This is a genomic window from Cytophagaceae bacterium (assembly GCA_016722655.1).
Taxonomy (GTDB): domain Bacteria; phylum Bacteroidota; class Bacteroidia; order Cytophagales; family Spirosomataceae; genus Leadbetterella.
Genome location: JADKIR010000005.1, coordinates 219,556 through 235,833 on the forward strand (window position 1 = coordinate 219,556; position 16,278 = coordinate 235,833).

Consider the following 16,278-nt stretch of genomic DNA (forward strand, 5'->3'; position numbering starts at 1 on the left):
TATAGTTAATATTTCTCATTGATTCTTAATTTCAAGCGTTCCACCATTTAAGTTTATTATTCCTCCGTTCATTTGAATGGTTTTTACTTCGTTACCTGTATTAGGGATTGAAACTGTGTGGGTTGAGTTAATTTTAGCCGTTTTGGTGGCCGTTGGCAAAAGCGTATTTGATGGAGAAATCCATGTGCTACCAGTGTTCCAATTTCCGGTGGTGATAGATTCGAAAATATTATTATTGGGATCGAAACGCCATAATTCATAGCCATTTGTAGCAGAAAAGGCGAAAAAAAAGATGTAATTATTGAAAAAAGTGATTGATTGGGGAAACGAGCCTCCAACCCCAATATTCACATCATAAAGCATATTTGTACCTGCGGCTGTGCCATCGCTTGTCCAAAGTTCCATACCATGAATATTGTCATTGGCCGTAAAATATAGCTTCCCGTTTATATCAGTTAAGTTTCTTGGAGCTGAGCTTCCATTAGGATTGATATCTTTTACTAAAACTGTTCCTGCGAGTGTGCCGTCGCTTTTCCAAAGTTCATGACCATTTATACCATCATTGTATTCAAAAAAGAGGACGTTATTGACATTTTTTAATTGAAAATAATATGTGATATTTACTTTAACACCCAATGTTTTTACCAAAATCGTCCCTGCATTTGAGCCATCAGACTTCCAAAGTCCATAATTAGTACCATCGAAGGCAAGAAAATATAGGCTGTTATTTAATACTGCAAAATCTTGAATACTGGATGAGCCAACTCCTACATTTATATCTTTTATAAGACCAGTTCCTGCAATAGTACCATTACTACTCCATAGTTCTGCTCCGCTACTTGCATTATAAGCAACGAAAAAAATTAAATTGTTAGCAACGGCTAATTCCGAACTTGCGTTTAAACTATTATTGATACTTAAATTAGTAACTGCCACGGTGTTTACTATGCTTCCATCTGTTCGATATAGATTACCTTTAAAGTTTTTGAAAAACAAATTCCCATTAAACTCAACATAAGCACCAATTGAGTAATTATCTAATAGCTTAAAAGTACCTGCCACCGTACCATCAGTTCGATATACAGATTTTTGGGTAGCAGTATTCCAAGCTTCCATATACACCAAGCCATTAAATGTGTAAAATTGTGAAGGTGATGAACTTCCTGAAGGTCTAAGATTAGTTAATAGTTGTGTTCCTGTTGTTGTGCCATCAGTTACCCAAAGGTCGAAATTGCCAAAGGTTGAACTAAAATTACCTCCACTGAAATAAATTTTATTATTCAATCTTCCAAAATCTCCTGTCCAGAAATTATCTAATTGTATTTTTTTAATTTTAAGGGTGTTGATTGCCGTACCATCGGTTTTCCAAAGGGCAGTAGTATCGCTATCATCTTTCGGTACTACAATCAAGTTATTAGAATCTAACTGAGCAATGTTGGGAATACTGTAGAGGAAATCAAATGAGGAAGATATACTTGGAGCAATGGTTTTTAACAAAGTTGTATTAGCATTTGTGCCATCGGTTTTCCATAATTGTAGTCCAGTAACGCCATCATTGGCGGTAAACAACAAAGAAGAATTGGTTACCCCTAAAAAGTCGGTATTGTAAAGTGAAAAAGAAGAATTTACTCCAGCATAAATATCTTTCACCAAATAAGTGCCAGCATTTGTGCCATCACTTCTCCATATTTCATTGCCCGTTGAGCCATCATTTCCAAAAAAATAAAAGACATTATTGGTAGGAGGAATTAAATATTCATCAAGACTGTATAATCCATTATTTGTGCCAATATTAATATCTTTTACCAAATATGTACCTGCGTTTGTGCCGTCACTTCGCCAAAGTTCATAGCCTGTTGTACCATCATTACCACCGAAATAAAGGGTATTATTAAAAACTATTAGGCCATATAAACCCATCACGATATTTTTGACCAATACCGTACCTGCAGCAGTTCCGTCGCTCTTCCAAAGAGCATTGCCATTTACAAAATATAGCACACCACTCAAATTTGTAAGGTTAATTGGGATATTACTCAGGGTAGTTACTACACCAGTTGTTGCCAAAGTTCCTTGTGTTTTCCATAGTTGAGTGCCCACATTAAAATATAAAGTACCGTTTACATTTACAGGGTTTTCAAATCCGTTTGTACCTGCAATACTACTTGTACTGGCATTTGTGCCATCACTTTTCCAGAGGTAGATATTATCCACGGTAAAAAACAGTGTCCCATTATTATCAAAAAGACGGTCAGGACTTGATGTACCAAATTGATATACCACGGTAGTTCCTGCCACAGTTCCATCGGACTTAGTCAGTTGAGACTGTCCATTCTTATTTTCAAAATAAAAAAGAAAATTATTGCTTATAACCAAACCAATCGAATATCTAGTTACATCGGTTGCAATCTCTACAGTACCAGCCGTAGTGCCATCAGTTGCATAAATATGCCAATCAATTTTGAAAAAAACCTTGTTATTGGAGGCTATTAATTGAAAATTTCTATCTCCATCACCATTAAAACTCCTAATCTCATGTGTACCAGCAGCTGTACCATTACTTTTGTACAAAGAGTAACCACAAGTTTGACAAGATTTTCCCCAAAAATATACATATCCACCCATTGTAGCTTGCCCGAGCGGATGTTGGCCACCACCGTAAGTTGTACTATTTGTTGGTGTAGTTGGGGGCAAAGTCCTGATTTCTTTTACTAAATCAGGAATTTGAGCATCTACTAAGTGGCTCAGAAAAATTAATAGGTACAATAGTTTTCTCATTGATTTTTTATTTCCAAAGTGCCACCATTTAGATTAATCACTCCTCCATTCATTTGAATGGTTTTTACTTCGTTGCCAGTGTTGGGGATGGTTACTATGTGTGTAGAATTAATTTTTGTAGCAGAAGATGCAGATGGCAAAAGAGTATTTGTCGGCGATATCCATGTGCTTCCAGTATTCCAATTTCCAGTAGTAATGGATTCGAAGATGCCATTAACTAGGTTAATTCTATAAAGTTCTTTACCCAGGGTAGTAGATTTTGCTTGGAAATAAATGTAGGTTCCCATTTTAACAAGATACTTAGGGTTTGAATTTCCAACAGGATTAATATCTGCGAAAAGAGCAGTACCAGCATTGGTTCCATCACTTTTCCATAGCTCTGTGCCATTTACACCATCATTGGCTGAAAAATATAAAGCCCCGTCAAAGTTGTAAATGGGATTAGGAGAATTACTATCTATTCCACTCGCTCCAGTTATAGGATTAATATCTTTAACCATAACGGTTCCTATTAAAGTGCCATCAGATTTCCATAGTTCAGAGCCAGTGGCAGACTCATACAAACTAAAAAAAAGGTTTCCATTGAGTTCAGCAAAGTTTTGAAGTGTATAGCTCATGTTTTTTACAGATATTGTGCCGCCCACCGTACCATCACTTTTCCAAAGGCCATATTGATTGTTAAAATTTGCTCCGAAATAAAGAATCCCGTTTACAACTTTAAAAAGAGAATTCAATGAATTGAAAGATTTTAATAATACTGTACCAACCTCTGTTCCATCACTTTTCCATAACTGATTTCCGACCCTAAAATATAATATTGATCCAAAAGGAGTAAATGTGTCAAGGAAATCTAAAAATACCAGACCGAAGCTTTTAACCATAACTGTCCCTGAAGCTGTTCCGTCAGTTTTCCAAAGTTCTTTGGCACCACCTGTGCCATAAACTCCGAAATAAATAACTCCATTGATTGTAATAAAATTGGTAGGAATAGAACTGTTAGAGCCAGCTAATATATCTTTTAATAGTACAGTATTAGGGTTCGAACCATCTGTTTTCCAAAGCTCGGTTCCATTGGCGTCTTTTCCTGCAAAAACCAAAGTGTTTCCTAAACAACTGCAATCTAAATTTCCTTCAAAATTGGGTGTAGGACCATTTAAAAGGAAAGTGCCAACCAAAGTACCATCGGACCGCCAAATTTCTGATCCAACAGCAAAAAACAAGAGGTTGTTGCAAACCGTAAACTTCGAATAAAAATCTGAAGTATTGAGATTATTAATGTCTTTTACTAAAGCTGTACCTGTAGTAGAGCCATCACTAGTCCAAAGTTCTTGTTGATGGATGTCATTACGTGCAGTGAAAGCAATGTTGTTGTTAAAATTAATTAGCTGATATGGCAATGAACTACCATTGAAAATAGAAAAAGTTTCAGTACCAATAGTTGTACCATTGCTTTTAAACAATTTTTCTATCGAGTTTTCGCTAGCTAAAAAGTACAAAGAATTATTAACTTTCGTAAGCATGTTTGGGTATGAAGATGCAGGGTCATCAAGAAAATCCAAACCTGTTGCAATATCTTTCAAAAGCACAGTTCCTAGCTCTGTTCCATCGCTTACATATACTTCTTCTCCGTTTGTAACATCATTTATTGTAAAATATAGCGTATTATTAACATCTGTCAAATTAGCAAAATATGTACTTCCCGAATCAAATTCTTTTACCAATAAATCATTTCCAACTGTTCCATCACTGGTTCTAAGTTGAAAAATAAAGTTTACATTGTCAGCCGCTGCCAAAAAAATTTTACTCATCGAAACCTCAGATTCGATAACTCGATAATTGAAGCTGGAAATTAAACTCGTACCTGTAAGAGTTCCATTGCTTTTCCAGAGGTCGCTATTGCCATTCGATATTGTGGTGGTATAATAAAGTTGATTTTGGTAATTTACAAACAGTACATCTTTACAAAATGAAGCTACTTTAATAGTGTTTAAAGAGGATCCATCAGTTGACCATATTTCTTGATTTGAAGCACCAGTATTTACTGTAAAATACAATAATCCATTTACGACAATTGCATTTTCTTGAGCTAGATAATTACTATTGCTTGAAAGATTTTTCACAAAAACTGTGTTGGCCAAAGTTCCATCTGTTTTCCATAAATCTAGGCCATTTGTACCCAAAGCTGTAAAATAGAGTTGATTATTCAGCTTTTCCAATAAAACAGGATTAGAAGAAGATGCACCTAAAAAGACATCTTTAAACAATGCGGTTCCTAGGCTTGTTCCATCACTTTTCCAAAGTTCATTTCCAACCGAAACATTATCATTGCTTGCAAAAAAAACAGAAGACCCTAAATCATACAGTTTAGATTTACTGGTATCATTGAATGTTTTTAGTAAAGAAAGGCTTCCAAATGTTCCATTAGATTTCCAAAGCTCCCACTTTTCAGGACTGTAAAATATATTTTTAAAGAACACATTTCCATTGGCATCTTTAAAATGCTCCATTAACCCTCTGACAAATTGGCCACCCATCGGAATAGGATTACTAAGCCTTGTATTTCCTCCAACAGTCCCATCATTCTTCCACAATTCATAGTCTAGTTCAGGTACCAAATAATAAATACTATTTCCAGAAACTCCAAAACTATTTATTTCGGAACCTGTTGTTTTGATATCTTTTACGAGTTCTACATTTTGAGCAAATGTTGAAAAGCAAAAAGACAAATAAATAAAAATTAACCTTTTCATTTTTAAACTTTAAAATTCATCTCTCCCAAATTCTTCAAAAACAATTCTTTCCGCCTTCTTGAAACCAATATCTTTCTGTTATTTTTTAGCGTAACTTCATTACTATCATGACTTTGTACAAAATTCAGATTTATCATAAAACCTTTGTGGGTTCTATAAATAAATCTGAAAGAAGAGAAGCTTTTTTCGAGTTTTTTTAAAGTGGTAGCTACAAATAAGTATTGACCATTACTCAAATGCAGCCTGGTGTAATTGATTTCAGCTTCAAACAAAATTACCTCGCTTGGCAAAACTTTCTTTCTTCCTCCTATTGCTATTTCTGGTGTTTTCATGGTTATATTTTTACAAAAATATTTTCAAAATTTCATTCATATTTGATATCCAAACTTGCCAGAAAAAATATCTTTTCCCCTAAAAAAAACCTTAAACTATCTTTCGGCCGTAAATTCTTCAATAATATAAACCTCAGTAAAACCAACCCCAAAGCCATGCGAACGAAGATCTGCTGCTACCGAATTCCACCGATCATTTGGGGTCACGCCTTTTTTTAGTGTAGTTTTTAACACAAGTCTAGTTTCACTTAACTCTATTATATCATCAATCTGGGAATTGCCATTTTGCACTCTGGTTGTTTCTATTTGCGTTTCATTTATAAATTTCCATTTATAATCGACCAACTCATTGGATGTGTTTAATACTGTTAAATTGCCATCTTTTTTATATATAGAATATGCAAATGAAAAATCAGCGTAATATTTGCCGTTATTTTTTTCGCTGGCCAACTGTGAAATACTTCGAGTAGGTGTGTTCGGAGTACCAATAGTATATTTATAAATGTTCCATTTTTGTTTGGTCAATAGGTCTGTTTTGCTTTCAGGAACGACAGTAATTTCCTCTTTACAGCTTAAAAATATCAATGACACAAATACTTGGAATATTACTTTTTTCATAGGCAAAATAATTTATACAAATTTGCTCACTTCCCTAAACCCAATCAATCCACGTATTCTTGTATTTTTCGAGAGAAGCTCTACAGGTATTCCTGTATTTTATCGGATATTTTAGGAAATAACTGCTTTTTATCTTTATTTCAGAAGTTTATATTACATCTGAATGAAAAAAATACCCCTGCTTTTTTTAGTTCTTCTTTCGATTAATGCTCTGGCAGGTAGACCCATTATGGATAGTTTGGCCAAAGAGGTAAAAAAGGTAACCAAAATGCCTGCCTCATTTAGCAGAGATACATTGTTGCTTACTTCAATGTGGAGATATTCCTATTATTCTATTTATTTCCATGAGAAACACTCAAAATCGAGGTTAGATTCTTTAGAAATCCTTTCCAAAAAAACCAAATGGAAAACAGGTGAAGGAATGTTTTTAATGAACAAATCATATTACATTGCGTATTTTGAAAACGACTTTTCAAGAGGTTTGACTTATGCACTGAGGGCGAAAGATTTACTCGAAAAAACAAGGAACTATGAAGCTTTGGCAATGGCAAAAGTTAGAATAGCCTCCACTATGTTATGGAATATTCAAAATATTGCTGTCAGTAAAAATGAGTTTCTGAAAAAAGGCATGGCTATTTCCAAGGAAATATACGGCTTGGGAGTAAGGGCCAAAAATAATGAAATTCTATGTCTTGGATTGGTATATCAAGCCAATTTTTGGAATACTTCGGGAAATTATAAACAGGCTTTATGTGATTTAAAATCAGCCGAAAAACTCAGCCAAGAAGCCCATGTAGAATATTTAACCAAAAATATTATATATGGCATGCTTTCAACTACTTACAATGTGTTACTTGATAGAAAAAACGCCCTAACCTACTCCGAAATAACGCTCCGATTGGCTGAGGAGCAGCAAGATTACTACAGTTTATTATCTATTTATAGATTTAAAGCCGAGCACGAAGCACTTAAATTAAACTTTACTAAAAGTCAGGAATTCCTCGAGAAATCTTACGAATATTCCAAAAAATTTGGAGTAAAGAAGTTTATTTCAATAGCTGAGGGTTACTTATATGGGTTTTATAAATTCAAAAATAATAAAGAGAAAGCACTAGAATTTTTAGAAAAATATAAAGCACATGAAGATTCACTTGCTACTGAGAAAACCCAAAAAATATATGCCGACTATGACCTCGCCAGTAAAGAATCTGCCATTCAAAAGCTCGAATTTCAGAACCTTTTGAATGAAAAAATCTCTAAAGAAAAAGAAATAAATTACCTCAAGATTTTTAAAAGAAAAGAAGACTCCTTAGCTCTACAGAAAAACAGTAAAATTCAGGCTGATTTTTATTTAACAAAAAAAGAAAATCAAATAAAAACCCTCGAGAACGAAAAACTACAATCCGAAGCAAACAAAAACAATTTTATTCGTAACGCACTCATTATAAGCCTACTCACTGGCTTTGGATTTAGTTTTTATATTTTTACCAATAACCGAAAACTCCGGGCAAAAAACGGAGAAATAAAAGAAGCTTTACTGAAAGGACAAACCATAGAACGTAAACGAGTTGCACAAGAACTTCACGATAATCTTTCTGCCAAAATATCCGGTATTCGTTGGAGGTTGGAATCTATACAACCTAAGTTTGAGACCGAAAAGCAGGATAATATTTACTATTCGACGATTAATGCCTTGGCCGAAGTTTATACTGACGTACGACTAATTTCGCACAATTTGCTGCCTGAAGAACTCGAAACCAAAGGATTAAAAGTAGCCATACAAAAACTCTTGGTGGAGTTAAATTCACTTGGAAAAACACATTTCAAAAACGAAACATCCGAAAATTTTGGTCGATTTGATATTAAAATCGAATATGAAATTTTCAGTATTCTCCTGGAGGTTTCCAACAATATCCTCAAACATTCGCAAGCCACCGAGGCCGCTGTTATACTTGAAGAAAACAGGACTAATTTGATTATGAAAATTTCGGACAACGGAATAGGTTTATCTGAAAAATCCGAGAAAAATGGCATGGGAATGCCCAATTTGAGGTCTAGAGTAGCTTCTTTGAAAGGAAAAATAGACTTTATTAACAAAGCAGGCCTAAGTGTAGAGATAGTAATCCCTATATAAGCATTCCTTCAAATCAGCCCATTTTTTATTGCAAATTTCACTAATCCCACTACATTTTTTATACCTAATTTCTTCAAAATATTATGGCGGTGCGTCTCCACTGTGGCAGGACTTAAAAACAACTTCTCAGCTATTACGTTTGTAGAATTCTCTTCGGCAATAAGTTTGATGATTTCGATTTCTCGTCCTGAGAGATTGGCTAGGTCATCTTTTAAGGTATCTCTCACCAAATCAGAAATTTTTTTGTCTCTATTCAAAAGCTCAAAAACCACAGACTCGCTATAGTACTTTTGTCCCGAGGCAATAACTTTCAATGCTTTTTCAAATTCATCTTTACCGGCCTTTTTCATAACATAACCAGCAACTCCAGCCTGAAAAGCCTCCTGAATAGTTTGAACTTCCTCTGACACCGTTAATAACATCACTTTGACTTGCGGAAACTTCTGACGTATTTGATAGGTAAGTTCTATGCCATTCATTTCGGGCATATTGTAGTCAGTCATCACAAGGTCAATGTCAGTATATAACTCCAAGGACCGCAACAAGTCTTTTGCATTATTGTGCATGGCAACTACCTCAAAATCAGGAATTGTGGACAACAATATCTCAATACTTTCTAGAATAAATTGATGATCGTCGGCTATCAGAATTCTCATAAGGGGACTATAAATTCACCGCAATATAATAAAATTTAGTTACGCTATTTGCCTACAGAATTGATTTGATTAAGACAAGCGGAGATTATTTGATCATTTGAATCCAGATTTTTCTTTTTGCAATATTTTTTTAACAAATAATTGAATTTTTTCAAATATTTATCAAGCAAATTTTCGTTTTTGGATAACAAATCCTCCTTATTTAGCATCGACTGAGATTCCCTCCCAAAGTTCGCACTCTCGTACTCCTATGACAAAAGGAACATTTTGAAGTGTGAAAGCAATTTTTATCCCCGAAGCAGGCCATAGAATCAGCCGATCGCATTCTGAGCTATTGAAAGAGCAAATTTTGGATTAATTTATTTCTTTTTACCCATTTCTGTTGCAATTATGCTTACCACAAACAGCTGAAACGCATGAAATATCATCAATGGTAATAAAATAATGCCCAATGGCATGCTGGCTGGAAAAAGGATTTTTGAAAAAACGGTGCCATGTACCAGTGATTTTTTGGTTCCGCAAAACTGAGCGGTTATTTGGTCTTCCCTGTTGAAATTTAGCGACTTAGATAATAAACCGGTAACAAAATAGACTACAAAAAAGAGAATAAAAGTAGCCACAGAAATAAATATCAAATCTTTAATTTTTACAGAGCTAAATACACCGGTGGAAAACGAAACTGCAAAACTTTTATAAATAATCAACAGAATCACTGATTTGTCAAAGGTGGTCAAATAAGCAGAATATTTTTGAGCGTATTTTCCAAGGAATTTTTGAAGGCTCAATCCCAAAACAACCGGAAGAAGGATTTCAAAAAGCAATTTGAGGTAAATACCGCTTAATTCATACTCATTGCCCGATTGTTTGATGAAAAATCCCATCCAGACAGGTGTAATCAAAATGCCGATGAGTCCCGATATACTGGCATTAAAAATGGCAGTGGGCACATTTCCTTTTGCCAATGAAACCATCACCACAGACGAAGACACAGTGGAAGGCAACGCCGCTAAAAACAAAAATCCAAGCCAGATATTTTGAAAATGCTCATTTTGAGCTAATGGCCTGAACAATAATATGATGATTGGAAATAGCAAAAAAGTAGATAATTGTACTAAAACATGCAATTTCCAGTTTTTCAAGCCGGACTTTAGTTTTTCAGGGCTGAGTTTGAGCCCATAAAAAAAGAATATCAAAGCCACGCCCAGGCTCGCCACTGAATCTATTGGGAAACCGCTTTCTTTTGTGCCAAAATTGGGGAAAAAGTAAGCCAAGGTCACTACAACAATGAGGGCGAGAATAAAATTGTCGGGTTTGAATTTCAAATAAAAAGTAAATTAAAAGTATTTTAAATATTTTAAAATCATTTCTTTATGTAATTATATTTAGTCAAGCATTCTAAAACATTTAAAAATAAATAGATAAAGGATAATTCAATACTTCTTTTAAATAAATATTTTTTATGCCTTTTTCATCCGGATAAATTTCTTGCTTTCCAATTTCTAGTCTATTTTATGGTTTATTAAATTATCAATGTATTGATTTTGAATAATTCCCATATTGCTAGTTTTTTTAAATGCCTCTGGATGTAAAAATTTACCCTTTTCATTTGAGTTTTTCTCTACTTCAGTAATTATTCTGTTTTGCTCGGCAAATGCGTCGTGTCTTATTCCTGTTACCTGCCAACTAACTTTAATATTGGGTTTGTCAGTTTTTATACTAAATGAATTTTTTACAATCTCTTCCGAAATAATAGCCTGCGAAAATGAACCAATGGTAGTTAATTGATAGCGAAAATCTTTGTTGAGGTCTTCAAAATAACTAGGTAATTCCACAGTAGCGTTTCCATTATCATCGGTAATAGTGACCCCGTCATATATATTTTTCATATCAGGACTTTCCACAAAGCTGTGATAAAGAAATTTATTTTCTGGATCAGAAGGATGGTCAATTTTAAAACTCCCCCCTCCTTTGGAAATATTACCTGTTACATTAACTGCCCCATTAAAATATCCAGCATATAAATTATTTCCACCTCCCGCATCACCATATATAGCGTATTTTGTTCCATTGCCCATTACAGCATATCCAAAAACACCAAATTTTTCTGAATTTGATGTGCCATTAGCTGCTCCAATAACCCCATAGGCTGCACCAAATGGTCCATCATGAGTTCCCAAATTTGAAGATCCTGTTGCAGTATATCCATTACTCGAATTTGAAACATAGTTTGATGTGCCATAAGAAAGACCAGAAGCTGAATGTATAGAATTATAAGTGCCATAAGCATTATTGAATCCTTCAGATTTAATAATTTTATTATAAACTCCAATAACCTCATAGTTACTGGTTGCATTCATTTCATTATAGACTCCATAAATTTTTGAAGCGTTTTGATCTGCATTTCCTACATTGTAGATGCATGAAGTTACTTTATTTGGCTCTGAATAAACAATATTATTACTTCCATATTTAGAAATGATTTGTGAATATGATTTTGAATAAATAATCAGTGTAGCGATTAAAAGTGCAATTTTTTTCATTGGATATTTATTTAAGTTTCAATTTTGAATTCATTTGATGGTAATATTTTAAGGTATTAAAACATCCTTGTCAAGGAACTTTGTTTTTTACCTAAATTCAAATTACAAATTTGTTTATTTGAAAAGACTTTTCAAATTTAGAATAAATTATAAATTTTCTAATTAATAGAGAAACCATTTTTTCCGATATTATTAAAAATAAAAAAGCCTTTTCAAATCAAGAAAATGCCCTTTTGCATATTATTTTGTAATTATTTCCTTTTCTCGAAATAGAAATTAACAGAAATTCTGCCGTAGGTCGGATTTGAGGTGAATTTGTACTTATCCTCTTTTTCTACAGAAGTGTAATTGTTGTAATCAAAATCTTCGTATGACTCTATATATCTGGCATTTAGAATATTTAATCCAAACTCCCCACCAATACTAAACTGTGGATCAAGAAAGTATTCAGTGCCAAAACCCAGGCTTCCGGCCAAAAGTTTTAGATTTTCAATTTCTTCGACTGGTTTAATATAAAAAACTGGCTTTGAAATCGTTAAGTCAAAATAAGGTTTAAGTTTACCGTTGTCTTTGAGATAGTATTTAGTACCGATTGTAGGCATTACAATACCAATTTTGACTAGTTCGTTTTCATCTTCAAACTCCGTATTTGCTCTTAAATTGGCCATTTGAAGGCTAAAATATGGCATAAAATGAGTTTTGTTTTTATACCCTAAATAAGCACTTTTGGTACCATAACCTGTGTGTACGCCAAATGATAACTGAGAAAATGCAAGATTTGAACAAATGATTAATGCGAAAAAGGAGAAAATTGTGATTTGTTTTTTCATTTTGATAGTTGTTTTATTAAGCTTCAAATTTAGTATGAAAATCCATTATTTTAGCTATTTTTCAACTTTTTAAGTGTTTTTTGGTAACCATTTGGGGAAAAATATTACAAATTTTCTTATTTTCAAAAGGGTTATCTAGGGCTTAACTTATTTAGGTATTTGATTTTGTAAAAATCTATTTTTTTGTTCTTTTCAAGTCTAAATTTCAAAATGAATAATTTTCCTATCTAAAATCTTAATCAATCCTCAACCAGCCCGTTACACTCATTCTGGGTTTATGGCTGAGCAACACTTCATGTTCCAGCTCGCTACTTTTAAAGAAAATGCATTTACCGTTGTCGGGACTGATGTTTTCAGGTATTTCGTCTTTATAAATGCACAGCTCTCCCCCATCACCCGGCAGCCAGTTTTCGTTCAGATAAAAAATCATGGTGTATTGACGGCTGGAATTGCTCCTAAACTGGTCAAAATGTTTTTGGTAAAAACTTCCCTTTTCGTAGAGTGCATAATGAAACTCATAGCCCGTAATGCCCGTGTAGCAGGTTTTATTGAGAAAAAGCACAAAGGTATCCATGAGGTCAAAGAAAGCGTTTTCGTGTTGATTTTCATGGGTTCTATCCAGCCAAAAGATTTTGTCGGACCGCACACGGTCATTTTTGTTGGCTTCTTGCCCCAACCCTGTTTTGGCTTCCAGTAGTTTTTTATTCTTGAAAAGTTCTAACAAGTTCTCTCTAAGATTTTTGGAAAGAGCCAGGCTCAGGAAATTCTCCGAAATACCCACTTTGTCAACCAAATACGCATCCACGAGAGCATCAAAGACCTTTTCCATTACCCAAAAACCATTAAAGAGCGATATTGGCAGTATTGCCGGGCTAAAGGTAGAAGGTTTATCTGGCGGTGGGGTTATTTTTTATCGGATTGTTTCAAATTTTTATCTAGAAAATTTAAGTTTTCGAATTACAAATCCTCTTTATCTTGCTTTGAGATTGTCCTGAGGAACAATATAGACTGCAAATAATCATAACAACTATTAATCATAATGAAATCGACATTTTAAAATATGAATTTCCTCATTTTCATATCTGTAAATTAAGCGATGTTCATCATCAATTCTTCTTGACCAAAAACCAGAATATTTGTATTTTAATGGTTCAGGTTTCCCAATTCCATCAAAAGGATTTCTTGAAATATCTTTCAAAAGTTCATTAATTCTTTTAAGCTTCTTTTTATCTGTATTTTGCCAATAAATATAATCTTCCCAAGATTCATCTACAAAAACGTATTTCATAAAATTAAGCCTCAATTAAGTCTTTTTTAAATGATTTACCATTCTTGAATTTTTCAATAGCAGAATCTAATCTACTTTCATTTTTTCGAGAAGATAATTCGTGATTAGTAGCCATTAGTGAATTGTATTCTTCTAAGGACATAACGACAATTCCCTCGTCTTTGCCTCGATTGATGATTAAAGTTTCAAAGTTTTGGACTACTTTATCAAGGTATGATTTAATATCTTTTCTAAAGTCAGAGATATTTGCTGTTATCATGTTTGTACGATTATTTGTACAAATAAAAGTACAAATAATGAAAAACACAAGTAATTTTGAAGAAATTAAATTTTATGGAGAAAACATATTCCAACGACCATTATGGCGATGCTGGGGTCTGAAATTTGAGTTAATTTATTAAATATCAAGCGTTTACGCCATAATTAGCGTTGGAATTTCGGATTTTTGAGTGCTACGCTTTCAGAGTGTCCCCAAGATATAAAAGTACTAAGGACTAAAAAGATGCGTAGAAACTGCTCATTCTTCCTGTCGCTGACCAAATCTGCATACCAAGTTCTGAAAAAAAAAATTGAATAGCAAAAGAATTTATTTTTCGAAGTGAAATTTAAGTGAATACCACGCTAATCAAATGTTGACCGAGCCTATGAGTTTGAAATATTGCTGAATAAGCGTTTGAAAACATCGACAGTCCAACTTCACGCACCAACTTAAAAAGTAGAGTCAAAGGGCTGAATTTAGTATGAAAATGCCGATGTATGAATGAATTATTTAAGGAAAATTGTCAAACTATTTCAATCCAATATGTTAAGGTATCTAATTATCATTTGTTTTCCAATCATAAATCCAAACTCTTTCAGGTAATTTCCAATCAAAAAAACTAATAGGAATTTTTATTTCATTATACCCATTTGCTAATTTGACAATTTTAAACTTTTTGTTAACTCTAACAGTTTCAGTATTCTCACGGTAAATAGTTGAACCAGCATCTTTTTGACCGCTATCAGCAGTTGTGAAATGAATTTCAGAATCATCTAAATTAACTTCGGAGTGATATGTATAATGGAAGGGTCGATTAAAAACAGAAAAATACATTACAAATTGATATTTTCTATCTTGATAAGGAATTCTGTCGTATAGGATAGTAATCTCACTATTGTCATTACTAACAAGGCAATGCCCATAAATACGACCATTTGGATTTTCAATATTCAAATATTTATTGTCTCGTTTTTTCAAACTATTATACTGCAACGAATCAACTTTTGCCTTCAATTCTGAAACTAAATTAATAAGTTTATCTGTATCTTGATTTGAGTTTTTAAAACATGATGTTGTGCAAATTATTATTGCTATAAAAGTTAAAACTCTGTACATATACATATCTGTTTTTGTTCCATTTCCAACGCTCGCAAGCAAGATGATTTCAGAGCGAACTTTGAGTTAATTAGTTGATTATCAAACTTTTACTTGCTTGCCCAAGTTGGACTTTCGATCCTTTGACTGCTCTTCTTTCCAAGTGTCGCCAAGCACCAACAAATACAAAGATATAAAAAACGTAGTATAATCAGAGAGGTTTTTGCGAAAAAAAACTAAGCAAATTGCTCTAATCTCACGTAGCCGAAAATGATAAGTACAGAAGCCCCAAAAACGTAGAAGCTATCGAGAGTAAACACTTTGAAAACGGCTCTAATTTCACGTCGGCAGTGACTATGTACTTGAGAAAAACAGTCAAATTACTAAAAAAAGCTTTTAATTTGTTGAGTTGTTGCCAATAATTGCATTAAACGACAATATAATAAGTTATGCAAAGATAACAATACACCAACAATAAAGAATTGAAATACCAACAAGACCTAAAATATTAACAAACTTATATTTTGAACCACCAAATTGTGGTAATATTTTATCCCAATTTTCTGAATTTTTTGGAAAATTAACGATTGGCATTACAACGAATCCAACGAATAAGGAGAATGAAATATAGAATCCTAATAAGTAAGCAATTGCCTTGAATGGAAAATTTTTAATAAGATTAAAATAAGTGTCAAAATATTTATATAAATCATTGAAGAATGATACATTCCTTAGAATGGAACTCAAAACTGCAAAAAATAGAATAAATCCGAAAGTTCCGACCAGCATATATATAATTGTACTCTTGTTCTCTTCTCTAAATAAAAAAAATGGAGATAGCAAAAAAGTTGCAAACATTATCAAAATAAGCCCAAAAATTATATTCAAAAAACTATTGTATAAGAAAATATCCATATTTATTTTATTTTTCCAACCAAAAGCATTGAGATGGTTAGATTTTAAGTTAATTTATTGATTTACAGTTACTTACTTTTTCT

Annotated in this window: 14 protein-coding genes; 1 reads left to right on the forward strand and 13 read right to left on the reverse strand. The window is 33.3% G+C overall.

Annotation, left to right across the window (positions count from 1 at the left end):
- Window positions 1–15: 15 nt before the first annotated feature.
- The 4 genes from IPP61_16740 to IPP61_16755 all read right to left on the reverse strand — a co-directional run bounded on the left by IPP61_16740 (window position 16) and on the right by IPP61_16755 (window position 6,478).
- The gene (locus tag IPP61_16740) at window positions 16–2,778 is read right to left on the reverse strand and encodes a hypothetical protein (protein ID MBL0326790.1); all 2,763 of its coding nucleotides are present in this window, start codon (window positions 2,776–2,778) and stop codon (window positions 16–18) included.
- Window positions 2,775–5,528 (reverse strand): hypothetical protein, encoded by a 2,754-nt coding sequence (locus IPP61_16745; GenBank protein MBL0326791.1) that lies wholly within the window; start codon window positions 5,526–5,528, stop codon window positions 2,775–2,777. Before IPP61_16745 ends, IPP61_16740 begins: the two co-directional genes overlap by 4 nt.
- Before the next feature lie 2 nt (window positions 5,529–5,530).
- Window positions 5,531–5,860 (reverse strand): LytTR family transcriptional regulator DNA-binding domain-containing protein, encoded by a 330-nt coding sequence (locus tag IPP61_16750; GenBank protein MBL0326792.1) that lies wholly within the window; start codon window positions 5,858–5,860, stop codon window positions 5,531–5,533.
- 96 nt (window positions 5,861–5,956) lie between these two features.
- The gene (locus tag IPP61_16755; protein ID MBL0326793.1) at window positions 5,957–6,478 is read right to left on the reverse strand and encodes a hypothetical protein; all 522 of its coding nucleotides are present in this window, start codon (window positions 6,476–6,478) and stop codon (window positions 5,957–5,959) included.
- Window positions 6,479–6,641: 163 nt separating this feature from the next.
- Between IPP61_16755 and IPP61_16760 the strand changes: the two genes are divergently transcribed.
- Window positions 6,642–8,612, forward strand: coding sequence for a hypothetical protein (locus IPP61_16760; protein ID MBL0326794.1), 1,971 nt, complete (start codon window positions 6,642–6,644; stop codon window positions 8,610–8,612).
- Window positions 8,613–8,620: 8 nt separating this feature from the next.
- Here IPP61_16760 and IPP61_16765 read toward each other — a convergent pair whose 3' ends face one another.
- The 9 genes from IPP61_16765 to IPP61_16805 form a co-directional block, all read right to left on the reverse strand.
- A complete protein-coding gene (locus IPP61_16765) occupies window positions 8,621–9,283 on the reverse strand; it encodes a response regulator transcription factor (protein MBL0326795.1) in 663 nt (220 codons plus the stop codon).
- 344 nt (window positions 9,284–9,627) lie between these two features.
- Window positions 9,628–10,590, reverse strand: a complete 963-nt coding sequence (locus IPP61_16770) for a bile acid:sodium symporter (protein ID MBL0326796.1) — start codon at window positions 10,588–10,590, stop codon at window positions 9,628–9,630.
- Window positions 10,591–10,767: 177 nt separating this feature from the next.
- Complete coding sequence (locus IPP61_16775) at window positions 10,768–11,808, reverse strand: hypothetical protein (protein ID MBL0326797.1); 1,041 nt, start codon at window positions 11,806–11,808, stop codon at window positions 10,768–10,770.
- 251 nt (window positions 11,809–12,059) lie between these two features.
- Window positions 12,060–12,638, reverse strand: a complete 579-nt coding sequence (locus IPP61_16780) for a hypothetical protein (GenBank protein MBL0326798.1) — start codon at window positions 12,636–12,638, stop codon at window positions 12,060–12,062.
- A gap of 235 nt (window positions 12,639–12,873) precedes the next feature.
- Complete coding sequence (locus IPP61_16785) at window positions 12,874–13,467, reverse strand: 2OG-Fe(II) oxygenase (GenBank protein MBL0326799.1); 594 nt, start codon at window positions 13,465–13,467, stop codon at window positions 12,874–12,876.
- A gap of 201 nt (window positions 13,468–13,668) precedes the next feature.
- Window positions 13,669–13,926, reverse strand: coding sequence for a Txe/YoeB family addiction module toxin (locus tag IPP61_16790; GenBank protein MBL0326800.1), 258 nt, complete (start codon window positions 13,924–13,926; stop codon window positions 13,669–13,671).
- 4 nt (window positions 13,927–13,930) lie between these two features.
- Entirely contained in the window at window positions 13,931–14,185 is a 255-nt protein-coding gene (locus IPP61_16795) for a type II toxin-antitoxin system prevent-host-death family antitoxin (GenBank protein MBL0326801.1), read from the reverse strand.
- 555 nt (window positions 14,186–14,740) lie between these two features.
- The gene (locus tag IPP61_16800; GenBank protein ID MBL0326802.1) at window positions 14,741–15,301 is read right to left on the reverse strand and encodes a hypothetical protein; all 561 of its coding nucleotides are present in this window, start codon (window positions 15,299–15,301) and stop codon (window positions 14,741–14,743) included.
- A 426-nt stretch (window positions 15,302–15,727) separates the two neighbouring features.
- On the reverse strand, window positions 15,728–16,195 hold the full coding sequence (locus tag IPP61_16805; GenBank protein MBL0326803.1) for a hypothetical protein: 468 nt from the start codon (window positions 16,193–16,195) through the stop codon (window positions 15,728–15,730).
- Window positions 16,196–16,278: the final 83 nt, after the last annotated feature.